Source organism: Dyella silvatica (assembly GCF_026283955.1).
Lineage (GTDB): Bacteria > Pseudomonadota > Gammaproteobacteria > Xanthomonadales > Rhodanobacteraceae > Dyella_C > Dyella_C silvatica.
The window spans coordinates 1-18,047 of the sequence record NZ_JAPDPE010000057.1 but is presented as its reverse complement, the minus strand read 5'-3'; the positions used below and the strand labels follow the sequence as shown (position 1 = coordinate 18,047).

17 protein-coding genes are annotated in these 18,047 nt (G+C 61.4%); 14 read left to right on the top strand and 3 right to left on the bottom strand.

Going from position 1 to position 18,047, the window contains the following annotated elements; genetic code table 11:
* Positions 1–6: 6 nt before the first annotated feature.
* The 4 genes from tssA to OUZ52_RS12500 all read left to right on the top strand — a co-directional run bounded on the left by tssA (position 7) and on the right by OUZ52_RS12500 (position 5,751).
* Entirely contained in the window at positions 7–1,074 is a 1,068-nt protein-coding gene (gene tssA / locus OUZ52_RS12515) for a type VI secretion system protein TssA (protein ID WP_266158731.1), read from the top strand.
* A gap of 352 nt (positions 1,075–1,426) precedes the next feature.
* Positions 1,427–4,219 (top strand): sensor histidine kinase, encoded by a 2,793-nt coding sequence (locus OUZ52_RS12510; protein ID WP_266158730.1) that lies wholly within the window; start codon positions 1,427–1,429, stop codon positions 4,217–4,219.
* Between the two features lie 13 nt (positions 4,220–4,232).
* Positions 4,233–4,964: a response regulator transcription factor gene (locus OUZ52_RS12505; RefSeq protein WP_266158729.1), complete on the top strand. Its 732-nt coding sequence runs from the start codon at positions 4,233–4,235 to the stop codon at positions 4,962–4,964.
* A 220-nt stretch (positions 4,965–5,184) separates the two neighbouring features.
* Positions 5,185–5,751, top strand: coding sequence for a DUF4123 domain-containing protein (locus tag OUZ52_RS12500; RefSeq protein WP_266158728.1), 567 nt, complete (start codon positions 5,185–5,187; stop codon positions 5,749–5,751).
* Positions 5,752–5,808: 57 nt separating this feature from the next.
* Here the strand turns inward: OUZ52_RS12500 and OUZ52_RS12495 are convergent, their stop codons facing one another.
* Positions 5,809–6,336 carry a DUF3617 domain-containing protein gene (locus tag OUZ52_RS12495; protein WP_266158727.1) on the bottom strand — a complete coding sequence of 176 codons (528 nt, stop codon included), beginning with the start codon at positions 6,334–6,336 and terminating at the stop codon, positions 5,809–5,811.
* A gap of 432 nt (positions 6,337–6,768) precedes the next feature.
* Here OUZ52_RS12495 and tssB point away from each other — a divergent pair, with 432 nt between their 5' ends.
* The 6 genes from tssB (at position 6,769) to tssE (ending at position 10,980) form a co-directional block, all read left to right on the top strand.
* Positions 6,769–7,293 carry a type VI secretion system contractile sheath small subunit gene (gene tssB / locus OUZ52_RS12490; protein WP_266158726.1) on the top strand — a complete coding sequence of 175 codons (525 nt, stop codon included), beginning with the start codon at positions 6,769–6,771 and terminating at the stop codon, positions 7,291–7,293.
* A 68-nt stretch (positions 7,294–7,361) separates the two neighbouring features.
* Entirely contained in the window at positions 7,362–8,843 is a 1,482-nt protein-coding gene (gene tssC / locus OUZ52_RS12485; RefSeq protein ID WP_266158725.1) for a type VI secretion system contractile sheath large subunit, read from the top strand.
* A gap of 36 nt (positions 8,844–8,879) precedes the next feature.
* The gene (locus tag OUZ52_RS12480) at positions 8,880–9,377 is read left to right on the top strand and encodes an Hcp family type VI secretion system effector (protein ID WP_266158724.1); all 498 of its coding nucleotides are present in this window, start codon (positions 8,880–8,882) and stop codon (positions 9,375–9,377) included.
* An 87-nt stretch (positions 9,378–9,464) separates the two neighbouring features.
* Positions 9,465–9,935 (top strand): hypothetical protein, encoded by a 471-nt coding sequence (locus OUZ52_RS12475; RefSeq protein ID WP_266158723.1) that lies wholly within the window; start codon positions 9,465–9,467, stop codon positions 9,933–9,935.
* A gap of 60 nt (positions 9,936–9,995) precedes the next feature.
* Positions 9,996–10,505 carry a papain-like cysteine protease family protein gene (locus tag OUZ52_RS12470; RefSeq protein WP_266158722.1) on the top strand — a complete coding sequence of 170 codons (510 nt, stop codon included), beginning with the start codon at positions 9,996–9,998 and terminating at the stop codon, positions 10,503–10,505.
* A gap of 40 nt (positions 10,506–10,545) precedes the next feature.
* Entirely contained in the window at positions 10,546–10,980 is a 435-nt protein-coding gene (gene tssE, locus OUZ52_RS12465; protein WP_266158721.1) for a type VI secretion system baseplate subunit TssE, read from the top strand.
* Positions 10,981–11,003: 23 nt separating this feature from the next.
* On the opposite strand, the gene OUZ52_RS12460 is transcribed toward tssE, so the two are convergent.
* The gene (locus tag OUZ52_RS12460; protein WP_266158720.1) at positions 11,004–12,908 is read right to left on the bottom strand and encodes an ATP-binding response regulator; all 1,905 of its coding nucleotides are present in this window, start codon (positions 12,906–12,908) and stop codon (positions 11,004–11,006) included.
* Between the two features lie 518 nt (positions 12,909–13,426).
* Here OUZ52_RS12460 and OUZ52_RS12455 point away from each other — a divergent pair.
* The 3 genes from OUZ52_RS12455 (at position 13,427) to OUZ52_RS12445 (ending at position 14,648) form a co-directional block, all read left to right on the top strand.
* Positions 13,427–13,699: a hypothetical protein gene (locus OUZ52_RS12455; RefSeq protein ID WP_266158719.1), complete on the top strand. Its 273-nt coding sequence runs from the start codon at positions 13,427–13,429 to the stop codon at positions 13,697–13,699.
* Positions 13,700–13,714: 15 nt separating this feature from the next.
* Positions 13,715–13,894, top strand: a complete 180-nt coding sequence (locus OUZ52_RS12450) for a hypothetical protein (RefSeq protein ID WP_266158718.1) — start codon at positions 13,715–13,717, stop codon at positions 13,892–13,894.
* A gap of 166 nt (positions 13,895–14,060) precedes the next feature.
* Positions 14,061–14,648, top strand: coding sequence for a hypothetical protein (locus OUZ52_RS12445; RefSeq protein ID WP_266158717.1), 588 nt, complete (start codon positions 14,061–14,063; stop codon positions 14,646–14,648).
* Between the two features lie 76 nt (positions 14,649–14,724).
* Here the strand turns inward: OUZ52_RS12445 and OUZ52_RS12440 are convergent, their stop codons facing one another.
* Positions 14,725–15,633, bottom strand: coding sequence for an AraC family transcriptional regulator (locus OUZ52_RS12440; RefSeq protein WP_266158716.1), 909 nt, complete (start codon positions 15,631–15,633; stop codon positions 14,725–14,727).
* Between the two features lie 460 nt (positions 15,634–16,093).
* On the opposite strand from OUZ52_RS12440, the gene OUZ52_RS12435 reads away from it, so the two are divergent.
* Positions 16,094–18,047 (top strand): S53 family peptidase (locus OUZ52_RS12435; protein ID WP_266158715.1); only part of this gene is annotated, 1,954 nt, incomplete at its 3' end.

Genomic DNA, 18,047 nt, shown 5'->3' with positions numbered 1-18,047 from the left:
TTTGTCATGAGCGTTGATCTTGCCGAATTGCTTGCCCCGATCTCGCCCGATCGCCCTTGCGGCGAAGATGTGAGCTTCAATACGGTTTACGACCGCGTGCGCGAGGCGCGTCGGGCCGATGACCCGAGCTTGCGCCAGGGCGAGTGGCAGACCGAATTGAAAGTGGCCGACTGGCGACAGGTGATCAAGCTCGCCAGCGAGGTGCTGGCCAGGCAGAGCAAAGATTTGCAAATGGCCGTCTGGTTGGGCGAGGCGTTGATCTCCGTCGACGGCTTGTCTGGCGCGGCGCAAGCTTTCGAACTGCTGCAGCGACTGCTGGACCAACGCTGGGAAGGGCTGTTTCCCGAACTGGACGGCGACGATGCCGAAGAGCGCGCAGCCAAACTCGCCTGGTTCAATATCTATGCGGGCGACGCGCTGCGAAAGCTGCCGATGTCCGGCGGCGCCAGAGCCGTGACCTTGATGGATTGGCAAGACTCGCGCGAGGTCGACAATCTGGGCCGGCAGAGCAGGGAGGCATATCAGGCCGCGCTGGATGAGGGACGCATGACTGGCGAAGCGTTCGACAAGGCCATGCTGGAAAGCTCCACCGAACAGGTTTCAGCATGGCTGGAACAAGCAACTGCCGCGCTGTCCGCTTTCGAGCCCTTAAAGCAAATCGTCGATACCCGGCTGGGGCGGGCGGCGCCCTCGTTGGCGGCGCTGGAAGATGCCTTGGTACGGTTGCGTCAGGTGATCGCCAAGACCGCCCAGGCGAAAGGTATCGGTGGCGCGGCGGTGGCCGCGGCGGCGGAGGGGACAGCGCCTGCGGCGTCAGCAAGCTCGCCGGCAACCCAGGCTCTTGGCGCGCTCGATCTATCGGCTAACAGCGCGAGCAGCAAGCAAGAAGCGCTGCAGGCCTTGGGCCAGATCGCGGAATTTTTTCGCCGCACCGAGCCGCACAATCCGGTCTCCTTCATGTTGGACAAGGCGGTGATCTGGGCGAATACGCCGCTCGATGTGTGGTTGTCCGAAGTGGTGCGTGATGAAGTGGTGCTGTCGTCGATTCGCGACAGAGTGGGTATACCGGGTTGATCGGTGGTCGTCTCTTGCGGGCCGGGGCAGGGCGAGCGGCAGATAACTTCATCCCCTGCGGGCTGGAGAGAGAAGCCGCTCAATCGGCTTGGCGTCACCGGAGCATACATAAGACCCATCCGCTCAGATTGTGGAGCTTTCTCTTGATGTCTAGCTCGCGTGAATGTTGCCAAGCGGCAAGGGCTGGGTATTCCCCGCGGCCGCAGTCGTCTCGCGACGCTCGCCGGTCATCACTCCACGCTGTTACAGCGCCCGCTAGAATCGCCGCGTGCTAGCAACGCCATGCCAGACAACCAGGCCAACAAGGTTCGCTATCCGCTGGATCGCGGGCGTTTTCGCCTGGCTGATGCTGTTGTCGCCGGCATTCGCCCAGCGCAGCAATTTCCGCATCTACGACCAGAGTTTCGGCCTGAATTCGGGCGAAGTGCAGTCGCTGGCCCAGGATGACCAGGGCTTTCTGTGGCTTGGCACTTCGCGCGGACTGGTGCGTTTCGATGGCCGCGAATTCCTGAGCTGGGCTCCGCATCGGCTTGATGAATTGGTCAGGGACATGGCGTATGGACCGCATGATGAGCTGCTGCTGCGCACTGAAAATGGCGGTGTACTGCGTCGCGTGGGGGACGATCTGCTGCCACTGAAAGGCCCGGATGCCGCGGGCTGGAGCGCCGTCACGTCGTTGGACTTCGATGGACAAGGCCGCTTATGGCTAAGCCGTCGCAATGAGGTGTGGTGGCGGGATCGCCAGCAAAGCTGGCATCGATTTTCGAATACGGCGTTTGGCGGACAGTCGCCCTTGCGCCTGCATGTGCGCGGGGATTGCGTCGACGTATTCACCGACCAGGGGCTTTGGTGTTTGCATACGCCCGATGTCGCGCGCGAACTGCTGCACGCGCCCGGCCTGTGGCTTAGCGCCGGCGGTAGCGAGGGACGGCCGTTATGGGTGTCCAGCCATCTGAATAACGGCTTATGGATGATCGACAGCGCCGGGGTTCACGACGTGGGCCGCCCGTTGGGGCGGGCGATGGATATGCTGGAGCGTGGGCACACGGTCTGGCTGGCGCTGGACCGCTTGTTGCTGGCGATCGAGCCGGATGGCCGGCTTCGCCAAATCGGTGTGCACGAAGGCCTGCCCAGCGGCGGCCCGTTGCTGGAAGACCGCGAACATAGCCTGTGGCTGGGGACCTTTGTCGGGCTGTTGCAGTTTCCCGAGCCGGACACCTGGCAATGGGGCGAAGAAGAGGGCTTGCCGTCCATGCATAGCTACGATCTGGCCGAAGCCGACGGGCAATTGTGGGTGGCGACCTGGCTGGGCTTGGCGCGCTTTAGCACCCCGCAGATACCACGCCGTTTCATACCGACCTCGCAGGGCGCTTATGGGCGCATCTGTGTCGATGCCCAGCGCGATATCTGGGTCTCGGATGGGCATCATCTGCTGGCCTGGCGCGGCAACCAGCTGCGCGAGATGTATACGTATCCGAGCCGCGATGTAGTCAATCTCGGCCAATGCGCCACCGGCACGGACGGCACGCTGTGGTTCGCTACCGATCAGGGCCTGCTGCGGCTCAATCAGGGCGCCAGGCAGCCGCAGCCGGTGACACTTCTTCCCTCTGGACAAGCGCCGGACGTGGTCTGGATCGCCGCGGACGGCGCCGTGCAGGTGGCCGATACCTCCGCGACCTGCCGCTTACATCTGGACAGCGACAGCAGCGCCCATCGCGAGGCTTGCGTGCCCAATCCGGGCGAAGAATTCAACTCGGCAACCGTGGTGACCGCAAACGCTGCGTGGTTGGCCGCGTCGAATGGCCTGTATGCCTATGACGGCAAAAGCGTGCTGCTTTTGCCCGGTAGCGAAGCGATCAGTGGCGTACTGGAAAACCTGACCAAGGCGCCAAGCGGTGGCTGGTGGGCGGCCGGTGTGGGGGCGCTGCTGCGCGTCATGCCTTGTGACGCGTGTGCCGCCAAATGGGAGGTGCAGGAGAGCCTCGGCATCTGGCATGGCTTGCCGGGCAACAGCTCGATCGAGGCCTTGGAGCTGGCCAACGGCGATCTCTGGATCGCCGGCAACCGAGGCGTCTGGCGGGTGCCGCGCGCGGTGCGCAACGGCAGCCTGCCGGTGCCGCGCATTGTACCGGTGCGGGCGCGGATCGATGGCCAGGAGCAGCCCGCGGATGGCGCCGTTGAACTGGCCCCTTCGGCACATCGACTCGATCTTGAGTTCGCCGCGCTGAGCTTCCGTGATCGCTCGCTGTTGCGCTTTCGTTCGCGCTTGCTGGGGCAGGGCGGCTGGTCGGTGCCGACGCGGTTGCCGGTGTTGCAGTTTGCCGCGCTTGAGCCCGGTGACTATCAGGCTGAAATGAGCGCCAGCCTGGACGGGCAACATTGGTCTGAGACGCCGGCCGACATCCGTTTTCGGGTGCTGCCGCCGTGGTATCGCACGTATTGGGCGCGAGCGCTGTTTGTACTGGCGGCGTTGGCGCTGGTCATTTTGATTTATCAGATGCGCGTCACCGCTTTGTTGCGGGTGGAGCGTGAACGCACCCGTATCGCCATGGATCTGCATGACGAACTGGGCTCTGGGCTGGGCAGCATCGGCATGCTGGCCAGCCTTGCCGCGCGGGCGGCGGTGGAAACCGAAGAACGGCGGCGGCTCGCCGGGCAGATCGCCACGGTGGCCGAGCTGCTCGGTGGCGGCTTGCGTTCGCTGGTGTGGACCCTGCGCAGCGGCCGAGCCGGCATTGCCGAGCTAGGGCAGCAACTGGCCGATCACGCGCGCCGGTTGTTTCCTGGCGAGCATCCTTCGCTGCAGGTGCGTTTGCCGATCGAGCCCAGCGCCACCACCTTGAAGCCCGAAGTACGCCGGCATGTACTGCTGCTGGCTTTGGAGGCGCTGCACAATATCGCCCGGCATGCCGATGCCGCCCATGTCGAGCTTGAGCTGCTTGAGCTTGACGATGGTGGCCTGCAGTTGACGATCGAAGACGATGGCTACGGTTTCGATCCTGATGCTGATGTTTCCGGCACCGGACTGGAAAGCATGCGTCGCCGCGCGGCGGCGATCGGCGCGCGGCTCGATATCGTCAGTACGCCGGGTTTTGGCTCGCGAATCCGCCTCGATTATGTTCGCCGCGCCCATCCAACCGCATGATCATGTGCTTGTCATGACAGGCCATCTGCGGCAGCGTGGCGGGATGAATGTGGCCAATGCATCTGTGTCCCCCTCGTTGCGACTGGTTACGGTCGAAGACGACCCGCGTTATCGCCAAAGCCTGACCTTGCTGATCCGCAGCCTGGGCGGCTTTCAACTGACGGCGAGTTATGCCTCGGCGGCGCCCTTGCTCGAGGCGGCGCGCAAGGCGCGGGCGCTCGATCCGGCGGCGCCCTGGGACGTGGTACTGACGGACATCGGTTTGCCCGGTGTCGACGGCGTGGCGGCAACACGCGAACTGAAGAGCCTGTTTCCCGCCTTGCGCGTCGTGGTGTTGACCGCCTTCGAAGAGCCGGCAACGGTGTTGGCGGCGATCTGTGCCGGTGCCGACGGTTACTTGTTGAAAAGCGCGTCGAACGACGAACTGCTCAACCAGCTCGATCTGATTCTTCATCACAACGCACCGTTGAGCGCCGCCCTGGCCGGCACCTTGATGCGCATCGTGCGAGAAAGCCACAGTGGACAATTCGGCACCCGGGTATTGCCACGCGACCTCGGCCTGACCGCGCGTCAGCTGCACGTATTGCGCGGGCTGGTCGAAGGTCTTTCGTATCGGGAAATCGGCGAGCGGCTGGAGATCTCGCTGGATACCGTGCGCAGCCATATCCGGCAGATCTACTCGGCCTTGCAGGTGCACAGCGTGGCCGAGGCAGTGAGTTACGCGTTACGTAACGGCCTCGCCTGACCCCGCTGTCGCGAAGAGTCATAGGTGGCCCCGCTGAACGCATCCATCGCAGATCGTGACGTAACCGTTTCCGTCGCCGCTTGAGCGCGCACGGTTCACATGATCATGCGATACCGCTTGGACTCACCTGCGGATAACGTCGCTGACCAGGTGCCGGGGGGCAGTTCAGGACGCGCGGATGCGGCGGTGGCATCCATCAGCTCGGCAAGGATTCGAATTGATGCTTAGAAGGTCCCAGCTCGAGGCGTTGCGTCTCGCCGTATTCGATCGTCAACGCACCGTCTACGCGGTTCTTGACGGTAACAAAATCGACAAGCTTGCCGAGCGGCTATATGCCTCCGACGCGGAGTACGCCTGCCTGTTTTCCGGCAAGCTGGTTCCGTTGCTTGAGGCATCCGCTCCTTATATCGTGCGCCTGAATCCGCAGGGCCGTTTTGCTGCCAGCGTGTTGTGCGAGGGGTGGCGCCGGCGCTGGGGCATTTTGTTGCACACCCGGGAAAACCTGCCCATGCATGAGCTGCGTGAACATCTGCGCGGTTTCTTGCGCCTGGTGACACCCGATGGTCAGGCTAAGTGTTTTCGCTATTTCGATCCGTGTGCGTTCAAACGCGAGGTACCCAACCTGAGCGAAAGCGAGCGCCGGGCGTTTTTCGAGCCGATCAAGGGAGCATGGGTGCAGGGCCCGACCTCCAGCAGTGCACTTTATTTTGACCGTCATGGTCCGCATGGACGATTGCTGGAACTGGCGGCGCCCGCTGCCGCTTACCGCCTGGAGCGGATTGCCTGATAGCCCGCCCGGTCTATGGCCGGTGTCGCGGGCTACCCGCTGAGGGCTTGATGGCTTTCAGTGGTGCATCAGCTGGTTGATGTTGATGAGTTTGCCAGCGGGCGAAATCAAGTCGCCCGGTTTCATGCCGGCGGTACAGGCACTGACCCAATGACCGTTCTGTATGGTGACTCGCTCGGTCTTGCCCATGAACGCGGGGTCATAGTGCGCCACCGATTCACCGTGAAAAGCAGCGTCACCGTCGAAGGTGGTTTCGGCGTGCCCGGTGATGTTGATTTCCTTGCCGCCCAGCATGGCTGGCATGGTGCATACCGAGTCGGTGACGACTTTATTGCCGTGTACCTGGATGTCCAATTTCGGGCAGAAACTATTGCCCATGGCGCTGGACATTTTATACATCGCCGCTTCGACGCTCGGGTCCAGGCAGATCTGGCTGGCCGGCGATTTTCTATCGCCGATCTGCGACTCCATCGTCCACAGGCCGGGCTTGTGCTTGGGCAGATTGGCCGGCAAATCCGCGGCGAAGACATGGGCTGCGGACAGCAGCAGAAGCAGGGCGGCTGAGCGGGAACAAAGCGTGCGCATGAAGATCTCCGGAATATCGGGGTGGCCAAGGCCGATCCAGTTAGACCGGCACGGGCACAAAGATGACGGATTCGCCCGTAGGCCAATCGATCGCGAAGTCGCACTGAAGTGTGTTTGAAAGCGCTGCGGTCTTTCGATAGGCAATTCGCCCTATGCCCGAAGTACATGGCGCGGTGGCATCGCTAACGCTCGCCGTCGACGGCCAGGTTTCAGGCGCTATTCGCGGGTGGCGCGGCGGCTGTGCAGCACGATCAATACCTGCCTGAGGGCATGGACGCCGGCCGCGGCGTGGATGCTCCTCTGCCAAAGTCATAGGCCGCCAACTGGTCGTCCGGCTAATTCTTTCCTGCCGCAGCGGTTTCTAGACTTTGCGCTGTCATTCGCCGCGCAGCCCGCCCGGTGTGCGCTCCGCCAACCTGTCGGGGAACCCTCATGGCCAAGAAAGAAAGTACGCAGCACAAGCTCGACCGCGTCCGCGCACCACGCGTGCAACTTACCTACGACGTCGAGGTGGGTGATGCGATCGAAAAGAAGGAACTGCCCTTTGTCGCCGGGGTGATCGGGGATTTCAGCGGACAGCCGGCCGAGCCTTTGGCCAAGTTGAAAGAGCGCAAATTCGTCAATCTGGATAAAGACAATTTTGACGACGTGCTCAAGGGCATGAAGCCGCGGGTGCAGATGCAGGTGGACAACCGGCTCAAGGGCGACGGCTCCAAGGTCGGCGTGGAGCTGAATTTCAGAAGCCTGGAGGATTTCGGTCCGGAGCAGGTGGTGCAGCAGATCGACCCGCTGCGCAAGCTGCTGGATGCGCGCCAGAAGCTGGCCGACCTGCGCAACAAGATGGCCGGCAACGACAAGTTCGATGAGCTGTTGAACGAGGTTTTGCAAAACACCGATCAGATCACTCGCCTGACCAGGGAAGTGGGCTCGGGCGGCAAGTCCGACGAGCAGGAATAAGCGGGGCGGATTCCAGCCGACTTCAGCACGCCGACGCCCATCACGGATACGTATCGAAGGGGTAAGACATGGCTACACAGACACAAGACGCCGCGCAGAATGCCGCTCAAGCCCAGGAAGGCAGCTTGCTCGACAGCATTCTCAGCCAAAGCCGCATTGCCAAGAACGACAGTGAACGCGATCGTGCCCGCGACTTGATCGCCGAGCTGGTCAACCAGGTTACCCAGGGCCAGCTGACCATCTCGCACGATGCCATTGCTTCGCTGGATGCGCGTATCGCCGATATCGACAAGCTGCTCTCCGATCAGCTGTCGGCGGTGATGCATGCGCCGGAGTTCCAGAAGCTGGAAGGCTCCTGGCGCGGGCTGAAGTATCTGGTCGACAACAGCGAGACCAGTACGACGCTGAAGATCAAGGTACTCAACTGCAGCAAGAAAGAATTGGTCAAGGATTTCAAGAACGCTTCGGACTTCGATCAGTCCACGCTGTTCAAGAAAATCTACGAAGAAGAGTACGGCACCTTCGGCGGTGCACCGTTCGCCACCATGGTCGGCGACTTCGAGTTCAGTCGCAGCCCGGAAGACATGTATCTGCTGGAGGAAATGTCACACGTGGCAGCGGCAGCGCATGCGCCGTTGTTGTCGGCGGCTTCACCGGAGTTGTTCGGGTTCGAGAGTTTTACCGATCTGGCCGGTCCGCGTGACCTGGCGAAAATCTTCGACACGGTCGAATACGCCAAGTGGAAGTCGTTCCGCAGCTCGGAAGATTCACGCTATGTCGGGCTGGCGATGCCGCATGTGCTGGGGCGACTGCCCTATGGGCCGGAAACCACGCCGGTGGAAAGCTTCAACTTCGTCGAAGACGTTTCCGGCGCCGAGCACAACCGCTATTTGTGGACCAATGCAGCCTACGCACTAGGCACGAAGCTGACCGACGCGTTCGCCAAGTTTGGCTGGTGCGCGGCGATTCGCGGCGTCGAGGGCGGCGGCCTGGTCGAGGGCTTGCCTACGCATACCTTTGGTACCGACGATGGCGAAGTGGCGTTGAAATGCCCCACTGAAATCGCCATTACCGATCGCCGCGAAAAAGAGTTGGCCGATCTCGGCACGATTCCGCTGGTGCACTGCAAGGGCACCGACTATGCCGCGTTCTTCTCTACCCAATCCGCGCAGAAGGCCAAGGAGTACAACACCGACGCCGCCAACGCGAACGCACGGCTTGCCTCGCAATTGCAGTACATCTTTGCGGTGAGTCGCGTGGCGCATTACCTGAAGTCGATGATGCGCGACAAGATCGGCAGCTTCGCCTCGCGTACCAGCGTCGAGAATTATCTCAACAACTGGATCGCCCAGTACGTGCTGCTGGACGACAACGCCTCGCAGGAACGCAAGGCGCAATTCCCATTGCGCGAGGCGAGTATCGAGGTGGTGGATGTGCCCGGCAAACCCGGCGCCTACAAGGCCGTTGCTTTTCTCCGGCCGCATTACCAGCTCGATGAGCTGAGCGTATCCCTGCGCCTGGTAGCTGAGCTGCCTAAGTCGGCGCGCTGAACCCACTGACGCATAGTCCAACCAGGAGTTACTACCATGGCATTTGATGCATTTATCCAGCTCGACGGTATCAAGGGTGAGTCGGCCGACGACAAGCACAAGGACTGGATCGAGGTCCTCAATTTTGGTTTTGGTGCGCAGCAGCCGCAGTCGGGCACGGCGTCATCCGCGGGCAATCTCGGTTCGGCGCGGGTCAATATCCAGAATTTCACCTTCATGCATCACCTGGATATTTCCAGCCCGAAGTTGTTCGAGTACTGCTGCACCGGCCAGACCATTCCCAAGGCGATCATCTCGCTCAACCGCGCCGGCGGCGACAAGGCGAAGTACCTCGAGTACAAGCTGACCGACGTGATCATCACCTCGGTGGGCAAGGGCGGCGACAGCAAAAGCGATACCCACGATGTGCCGCTGGAATCCATCTCGCTGGCGTTCGGCAAGATGGAAATGACCTATACCAAGATCGGCATCAACGGCAAGGCTGCCGGCAATTCGTCGTCGGGCTGGGATCTGAAAGCAAACAAAAAGGTGTGATGGAAACATCGCAGGCCACGCGACGTCGCCATGCGCTGGAGACGTCGCGCCACTTGATTAAAACGCGACATTGGCAGGAGTGATCGCATGGGCATGATGTACGACTCTGGGTGGTCGATCGATACCACCGAAGAGATCTCGGGATCGATTCTCTTCGGCGTTTCCAGCGGCAAGATTTACATGTCCAACGCCAGCGAAGGCGATTCCATGGTGGTGAGCTACCGCTGCGTCAGCGTCGGTGCGGGAAAAGGCCCGCCGGTCGGTGCCGCCTGGTCGAAGAAGACCGATCCCAGCGGCGGCTTCGACAACGTCGGCGTGTTGCCGGGGCAGTTGTTCGACTGCATGTCGTTTCCCTGCAGTGGCTATATGTTTGGCGTGGGCGCATCCGCTGGCGAGATAGGCAGCATCCTCGGTATGGACGTCACCGGTGGCGGCGTCAGCATCGCACTGTTCGGCATGTGGCCGGTTTTTGCGGGGGTCAAGCTATGGGGCCTTGGTAACGGCGTGCTTCCCGGCGCGGGCGTCACTGGTGGCCTGGCGCATTTCTGGATCGAGTAAGCCAGACACGGTGTAAGTGACAGATGTTCAATGCTTGGATTGCCGGATAAGGAGTGCGACATGGCCCATGTGTTCTACGACGTTCCAATGGTGGCCCAGGGGCCGAACCCGATCTGCTGGGTCGCCTGCATGGCGATGACGGAATCCTTTCTGCGCAGTGCCAGCATCGGCATTGGCAAGTACACCGGCGGCTTCGACCCCTCCGACTCGTGCATCGACAACCCGGTGCACGGAGCGGTGCAGGGGCCGATGCAGGCGTACAGCTTTTACCCGGTCGATTCCGATCAGGCGGTCAATATCGGCAGCGTGATCGATCTGCTCAATCAGTACGGCCCGCTGATTTACTTTCATCACATCACCGATGGGCAGCCATGGACGAATGCCCCCGGCACCAATGGCTCCCATGCGGTGGTGATCGAAGGGGCCGACGACAGTGTCAACGGCGGCATGCTATGGGTGAACAACCCGTGGGGTAGCAAGGATATTCCGATAACCGCGTCGGCACTGTTGCCGATTGCCGCCAACCCGGCGTCATGCCGGCTGTCTTTCAGCTACGGATGGTTCAGCTGATCGGCTTGCGTCGATCAGCCATGTCGATGGTCTGGCTTCCATGCAATCGCTGATCGATCGGTTGACCGATTCAGATGCGCGCCTATCGCCGCATGCCGAGCTGTCATCGTTGCGCGCGCAGGTGTCGCGCGATCTGGAAAGCCTGCTGAACACCCGCTCCGAAGGCGCGCGATTGATTCCGGAGGCCTTCAAGGAGTGCCGCAAGTCGTCATTGACCTATGGCATTCCCGATTTTTCCTCGTATAGCCTGCTTAGCCCGCGTGACCGCGATCGCATCCGGCGCACCCTGGAGCAGGCGATTGCCTTGCACGAGCCGCGATTAAGCCGTGTGCGGGTGCAACTGGAATCGCAGGATACGTTCGAGCGATCCCTGCGCTTTCGCATCGATGCGCTGATGAACCTGGGGCCGGAGCGCGAGAAGGTGCAATTCGACGCGGTACTGCAATTGAGTACGCAGTCGTATCAGGTGAGCTGATGCGGCATCGGTGGCTGGGCCGGTTATGACGGCGTGGCGTGAGCCGAAGTCCAGGCCGACATCATCGCTTCGCGCAGCTGTTCTGGCGACACCGGCTTGTACAGCACGGGAATCTTCGCCGCCATGATTTCGCGTAGGCGGTCGCTGCGCGTTTCGCCGGTGATCAGCAGGCGGGCATAGGGCTTGTCGCCATGATGGCGATAATGCAGGTCGAGCGCGGTCAGCGCATCCAGGCCGCTTTCACCGTCACGCAGGCGAAGATCGGAAATCACGATGTCCGGCGGTGTCGGCCAGATCTTGGCGGCCTCCAGGGCCTGGGTGCGGTCCTCGGCAATCGCTACCTCGCATCCCCAGCTGCGCAACAGATAGCGAATGCCGGAAAGAATGGCCGGCTCGTCGTCGATCACCAGCACGCGCATGCCGGTGACATTCAAAGGTGTTTCTTCCGGTGGCGTATGCATGATTTGCTGTGGCGGTACCTCGGGTACGTGAAAGCTGAAAACGCTGCCCCGGCCCGGCATGGAGCTTAGTTGCACCTGGGTATCCAGCAATTCGGCCAGCCGCTGCACCGTGGCCAGGCCCAGGCCGAGACCGCGCCGCGGGCTGGATTCGTTCTCGCCGGCATCATGATGATCGACCCGGTAAAACTCGTCGAAAATACGGCTTTGATGTTCGGAGGCAATGCCGCTGCCGGTATCCCATACGTCGATTCGCACGGTGCCGTCGCCGCGTCGCCGCGCACCGACCAGGACTCCGCCCTGACGGGTGTAACGCAAGGCATTGCTGACTAGGTTATTCAAGATCCGCGCCAGCATGGTGCGATCGCTGCGCACCCACACCGGGGTCGTGCGCATGACCAGGCGCAGGTCTTGCTGCTCGGCGATCAGACGGAAATTGCAGCTGACCCCCTCGAAGACACAGTCCAGCGGAAACTCGCTGACATCCAGTTGCATGGCGCCCGTTTCAAGGCGAGACAGGTCGAGCAGTTCGCTGAACAAGTGATCCAGCGCGCCGACGCATTCTTTAATGTGCGCAATGCGATCCAGCCGCACCGGGTCGCGTTCGTCCACGGCCAGTGCCGAGGAAAACAGGGTCAGCGCATACAGCGGTTGGCGCAGGTCGTGCGAAGCGGCGGCCAGGAACCGCGCCTTGGCCACGCTGGCGGCTTCCAGGGCGGCATTTTTGCGCGCCAATTCCAGGGTGGCGAGCTCGATTTCGTGCTCCAGGCTGCGTTGCGTATCGAACAAGCCGGCGGCGGCGCTGTTGAAGCCGCGCTGCAATTCGCCGATTTCGGTTTGATCGGTAACCGCCACCTCGACCCGGCGATCGCCGCGCCCAAGCTGTTGTACGGCCTCCACCAAGTGGCGCAGCGGCGCACTGATCCAGCGGGCCGCACGCCAGCTGATGGCCGCGGCGACAAGCAGGCTGACGATCATGGCGATCAGCGCATTACGCAGGCTGGCACGCTGTGCGGCGATGGCTTCGCTCAGGCTGACATCCACCACCACGGTGCCCAGCACCGGACGCTGCGCATCATCGGTGTCGACGATATCGCGTGCCACGGTGAGTGGGCTGGGTGAGCGTTCGGCGTTGTGAGCCTTGCTGTCGGCGAGAATCTCGCCGTCGGCGGCGCGGATTTGTACGTGCGCGACATGCGGTAGGTCAGCGACCGACTGGACCACCCGCGCCAGCTCACGGCGTTGCATATGACGCAACGGATCGGCCGCGATCAAGGCGGCCTGCGTAGCAATGGCGTCGGCGGTGCTTTGCGCCATGCTGCGCAGGCTGAGCACCTGCTGGCGGGTCAGCATGATGACCAGCAGCAAGGCAGTCACCAGGGTGGGAACCAGTGCGATGAAGGCGAGCCGCTGCATCAGCGACGTGCGCTGCCATAGGCGTCCTATCAAGGAGTCCGATCCCGCACTCATCGCTGCATTCCCGTATGGCGCGCCGCGCCTCAGCAGGCCGAGCCTAGCGCGAAAGTCATCGGCCGACAGCTAGGCCGTAAGCAAGAGTGATCCGGCTCGGTTTTGCGCGCTGCCCCTGTCTTTCGGCCAATGTCAGTTTGCCGGCAATCAGGGCAGGCGATGCCGATGGAGGTTTAACGGACCGAGCCATTCGAGTCGACAGACGGGCGTCGTTGATGGGTCGCCGGGCAACCTCGATACCGCGATACCGAGTGCTGTCGTCGGTGCGAAACAGCCAGCCGTGCGTGGCCGAAACGGTGTTGCGAAACCGGGCATCGAGGTCATGGCGCGGACATGTTTTGCCGCTGGCGCTCACTGATCGACAAATCTGCATTGCTGCGGCTCGCCCGGTGCGGCGCCGCCCTATGTGCCGCAGGGCTTGGGCCTGATTTTGCTCGAAAGACGATTAAAAGTTACGTCGCGCTATTGATGATATTAGTTACGTAACGTAAAATATCGAGCTAAATACGGAGACCGCCATGATTGATGCCCGCGACCCAGGAACCCTGCCTCTGCAACTCACTATCAAGCGCGGCCGTGGCCGTCCTCGTAAGGCCGATGCGCTGACGCCCGCGCAGCGGCAGCGGCGCTTCCGTGCCCGGCGGGATGTCCGGTCTGATTATTTGCGTCAGCGAGTGGAGCAGGCGCTGTCGCACCTCAAGGCGGGTGATACTGGTTTGGCGCGGCATGTTCTTGAAGAACTCGTATCCGTGACGTCACCTAAATCGTCGCGAACCACTTCGTCGAACTGAGTCATGGAGATAGGTATGGCTGTTGTAGAACTGTCCGGCCCCGAGTTGCAGCTATTGCTCGACGCCTTGCGCCTTTCCGGTGAGGCCTTTGCCGATCCGCTTCATGCACAGGTCCGCGACCCGCTAGTAAGCAAGTTGCATGGCGCGCTCTGGCCGGATGAGGACGCCGTATCCGACGAATCGACGGATGCTTAAGCGATCAGCTTTCTGCCTGCCGGGCGGATAAGTCCTCTTGATCCGGCGCTGTGGCGACTCGGTAGTGAGCCCGCGCGTTGATCTTGGTCTCATGGTGCTTTTGGCTCATGCGGGGCGGAGCCTGGCTTGGCTACCCTGAATGCCCAAAGGCATCGGGGAGTGACGCATGAAAGGGTTGATCACGCTGATCTGCGCTGTGTTCGTTATGCCCTGCATGGCGGCCACGGGCAAGGCCTCTGCGACGGCTGACGATAAAGCACCTCCGCTGGCGACGAACGCGCCGGCGGAAATGTCCTTGCTTTATCCACGGATCGGCCAATGGAATGTCACCATTCGCACGCTGCCCGGAAAAAGTTCGCCAAAGGGCGGTGTCGATCATGGCGTCATGACCAACACAAAAGGTCCGGGCGGTTTTTCGGTGGTGCAGAACTTCTGGTCGCGCGGCAGCAGTGGTCACGTCGTCGGCCAGAGCTACACCTGGTGGGATGCGCGCGCCAAGACCTACAAAAGCGTGTGGTGCGACAACCTGCAGGGCTGTGCCGAATTTACGACGTCGATCACGGGCAATGCCTGGACGGTCGAGATGGACAGCGAAGCCGGCGGCGAAAAAATTCACACCATCATTCATGCCAGCATGAGTGCGGACCACACTGCGATCCATGAAGAGGTCGCGAATGCTTATGACGGCGGCCCCTCGCAAGCCGAAACCGTCAGTGACTACAAACGGATCGCGGCACCGGCAAGCGTGATCTAAGTTCCAGGATAGGCGCTGGCAGCGCGAGTTGATGCCTGGGTCGAGAAGGCTGCGATGAAAGCGGGCACGGTCCGGGTTAGCGCCTGGGCACGACTTGCACAGGCGCATCCTGCTGTTTCGCCTTGAGTCGGGTGGCGGAGGGCGGTTCGCCCATGATCCGTTTGAAGGTCCTGCTGAAACTGGCATCCGATTCATAACCGAGCTGCGCGGCGATATCGGCGATGGTGCATTTTTCGCGCAGCAACTTGGCGCCCAATTGCATGCGCCACTGAGCAACATAGCGTGCCGGCGACATGCCCAGTAACGGGAGGAATCGTTCGGTGAAGGTCGAGCGCGACAAGCCCGCAACGCGTGCCAATGCATCAACCGTCCAATGATCGCCCGGGTGTTGATGCATGGCCGCCAGGGCTCGGCCGATCTGCGGGACGCGCATGGCGGCCAGCCATATGGCGGGACTGTAGGGGTTGTCTTCTATCCATAGTCGCAACGCGGCGACGATGCCGACATCGGCGAGCCGCAGCAGCATCGCGGCGTTCCCGATGCGTGATGAACCAGCCTCGGTGCTCATCTGATCCAGTGTCGCCACGAGTGCCTGGTCACGCGATGGCGTGCCTCGAATAAGCATGAGGGCCGGCATCGCTTCGATAAGCGATGGCGCGATGAGTGCATCGAACTCAACCGCAAAACTGAAGACGATGGCCGGCTGATCGGTAGCGTCGGCCTGCCATCGACTGGATGCATCGCCCGCTTGCGCTTGATCGCGCAGGCGGAGGCCATTCGGAATGAGGACAAGGTCTCCGCTATGCAGATGCCTTGGGCTGCCGTCCGCAACGATCAACCAGCAAGCGCCTTGCGCGACAAAGTGCAGTCGCATGCTTGCTTGATAAGGCGGATGAGCGATCTCGTGGTTATCGAATTCGCGCCGGCAATAAATGACGCGCGCGGGATGAAGATCGCGCAAGGCGGCATCGAAAGAATCGGTCATAGACACTCCATTGCAGAGGACGAATGGTCAAGTTTTCACGCCAACCTGCAATGGAGACGCGGCAGCCGCTCGCATACCCTACCGGCTTGAATGCAGCGGTCTCTGCGCCGATCAGTCAGGCCATCTGAATTCAAAGTCATTACTGTGATGTGGTTGGCCTATGTCTTGGTGGCATTGGTATAGGGCGGGATTGCAGGGGCTTATGAGGGGTGCAGGTACGTTGTGGCGTTGCGTGCGAGTAGATGTCTATACGCAAGGTTGTAGGCATCGGTCATGCCGCGATGGCCAGGCTGACATCCATCGGACGAATTGCTTTTCGCTGGGCCAAGGATGGTCCGGTTTGTGAGGTGCGCAGGGGGGCCTCGTGCCGGCATGTAGGGTAGCGTTGCACGGCACTCTCAACTGGGAGTGATTGCTAATGGTTAGTAAGCCGTTATTTGTAGTCGCATCGATCTGTACTATGGCCGCGGCGACGGTAGTCTCCGCCGCGGATCTGGTTAGTCCCGCCCCTGCGCCTGGTGGCGCGATCAACGCCACATCAGCGCAGCAAGCCAAGAGTTCGGCACTGGCAGCGGTGCCCGCGGCCCGATCGCAAATTACTCAGCGCGTCGACAACGCAACACGTGTAACTCTGCCGGGCACGTTGTCTCCCGAGGCAAAAGCCAAAGACGACAAGGGCATTGCCCCTACCGCCTTTGCGATGGAGCACGTGCTGATCGTGCTCAAGCGTAGCCCGGAGCGCGAAGCCGCCCTTGAAAAATACATGGCGACACTCACCGATCGTACCTCGCCCAATTATCACGGGTGGCTGAGCGCCAAGGAATATGGCGAGTACTTCGGTTCGGCGCAGAAAGACATTGATACCGTCAGTGCCTGGCTCAGTTCGCAGGGGCTGAAAGTGAACTTCGTGCAGCCGAGCCGGATGGTGATCGATGTCACCGGCACGGTGGGACAGATCGGCCGCGCCTTTCATACGCCGATTCACTATTTCAAGGTTGACGACAAACTGCATGTAGCCAACACCAGCGAGCCGCAGATTCCGGCCGCACTGGCGTCCGCGGTGAAAGGCATCGCCTCGCTCAACGATTTCCCCGCCAAGCCGATGCACACCGACCCGCATGCGGTGAAGTTCGACAACAAGCAGGGTATGTGGGTGATGGACCATGCCGCTGGGGCCAAGATACAGGCCGACACCGGCACGGGTATTCATTCGAATTTCACCGTCACCACGAATCAGCAGATGTTCTTGGTGGGCCCGCAAGACTTCGCCACCGTTTATAACGTCAAGCCGCTTCGTCAGGGGGCGACACCGATTACCGGTGCTGGCCAGACCATTACCCTGGTGGGTGCCTCCGATATGATGCCGGCCGATTGGCTGAGTTTCCGCAAGCAGTTCGGCTTGTCGCAATACGGCGGTTCGCTGACCATCAATCAGCCGGGTGGCTGCGCCGATCCGGGATTCAACGGTGCGGTGGATGAGTCTGCGATCGACGTGCAATGGGCCAGCGCCATGGCGCCCGATGCCGATATCGTGTTGGCCACTTGCAGTGATAGCAGTGCGACCAACGGCGTGCTGTTGGCGGCGCAGAACATTGTCAATAGTGACACTCCGGCGCAGATCATCAGCATGAGTTACGGCACCTGTGCGGCCGACGGCAGCTTTCCGACCGCAAGCCAGGCATTCAATGAAGTATGGAAGCAGGCCGCTGCCGAAGGTACCTCGGTGTTTGTCTCCTCTGGTGATCAGCTGGCGGCGGTTTGCGATCGAGGCGCCAACGTGGCCATCAGCGGCATCGCCGACAATGGCTGGGGCGATTCGCCCGATAACGTATCCGTTGGCGGCACCGATTTCAGCGACTACGTCGATGGAAAAGTCGGCACCTACTGGAGCCTGTCCAATGGCCCCGGTGGTAGTTCGGCCCTGTCCTACGTGCCGGAAGTGCCGTGGAACAATACCTGTGCCAGTAGTGTATTTGCGAAGTTCGAGGGTTATAAGAGCGGCCTCGACTTCTGCAATAGTCCCAAGGGTGGCAATTTCCTCAATGCCAACGGCGGCGGTTCGGGTGGCCCGAGCAGCTTGAACGCCAAGCCGTCCTGGCAGAAGAGCGTGGCTGGCATCGTCAAGGACAGCACTCGCGACACACCGGACGTATCGCTGTTCTCAGCCAATGGCCTGTACTCGCATGCATTGCCGTTCTGCGATTCCGTGGTGACCTTTTTCGGCTTCGCGATTCCGCCGGCGGACATCACCAAATCGACGTGCTCCTACGGTAGTGGCGTCCAGGCTGCGGGTGGCACCTCGTTCGCCTCGCCTGCTTTCGCTGGCATCCAGGCGCTGATCAATCAGAAGCTGGGCGCGGTGCAGGGCAATCCCAACCCGCGCCTGTACGAGCTGGCACGCATGCAGTTCAATG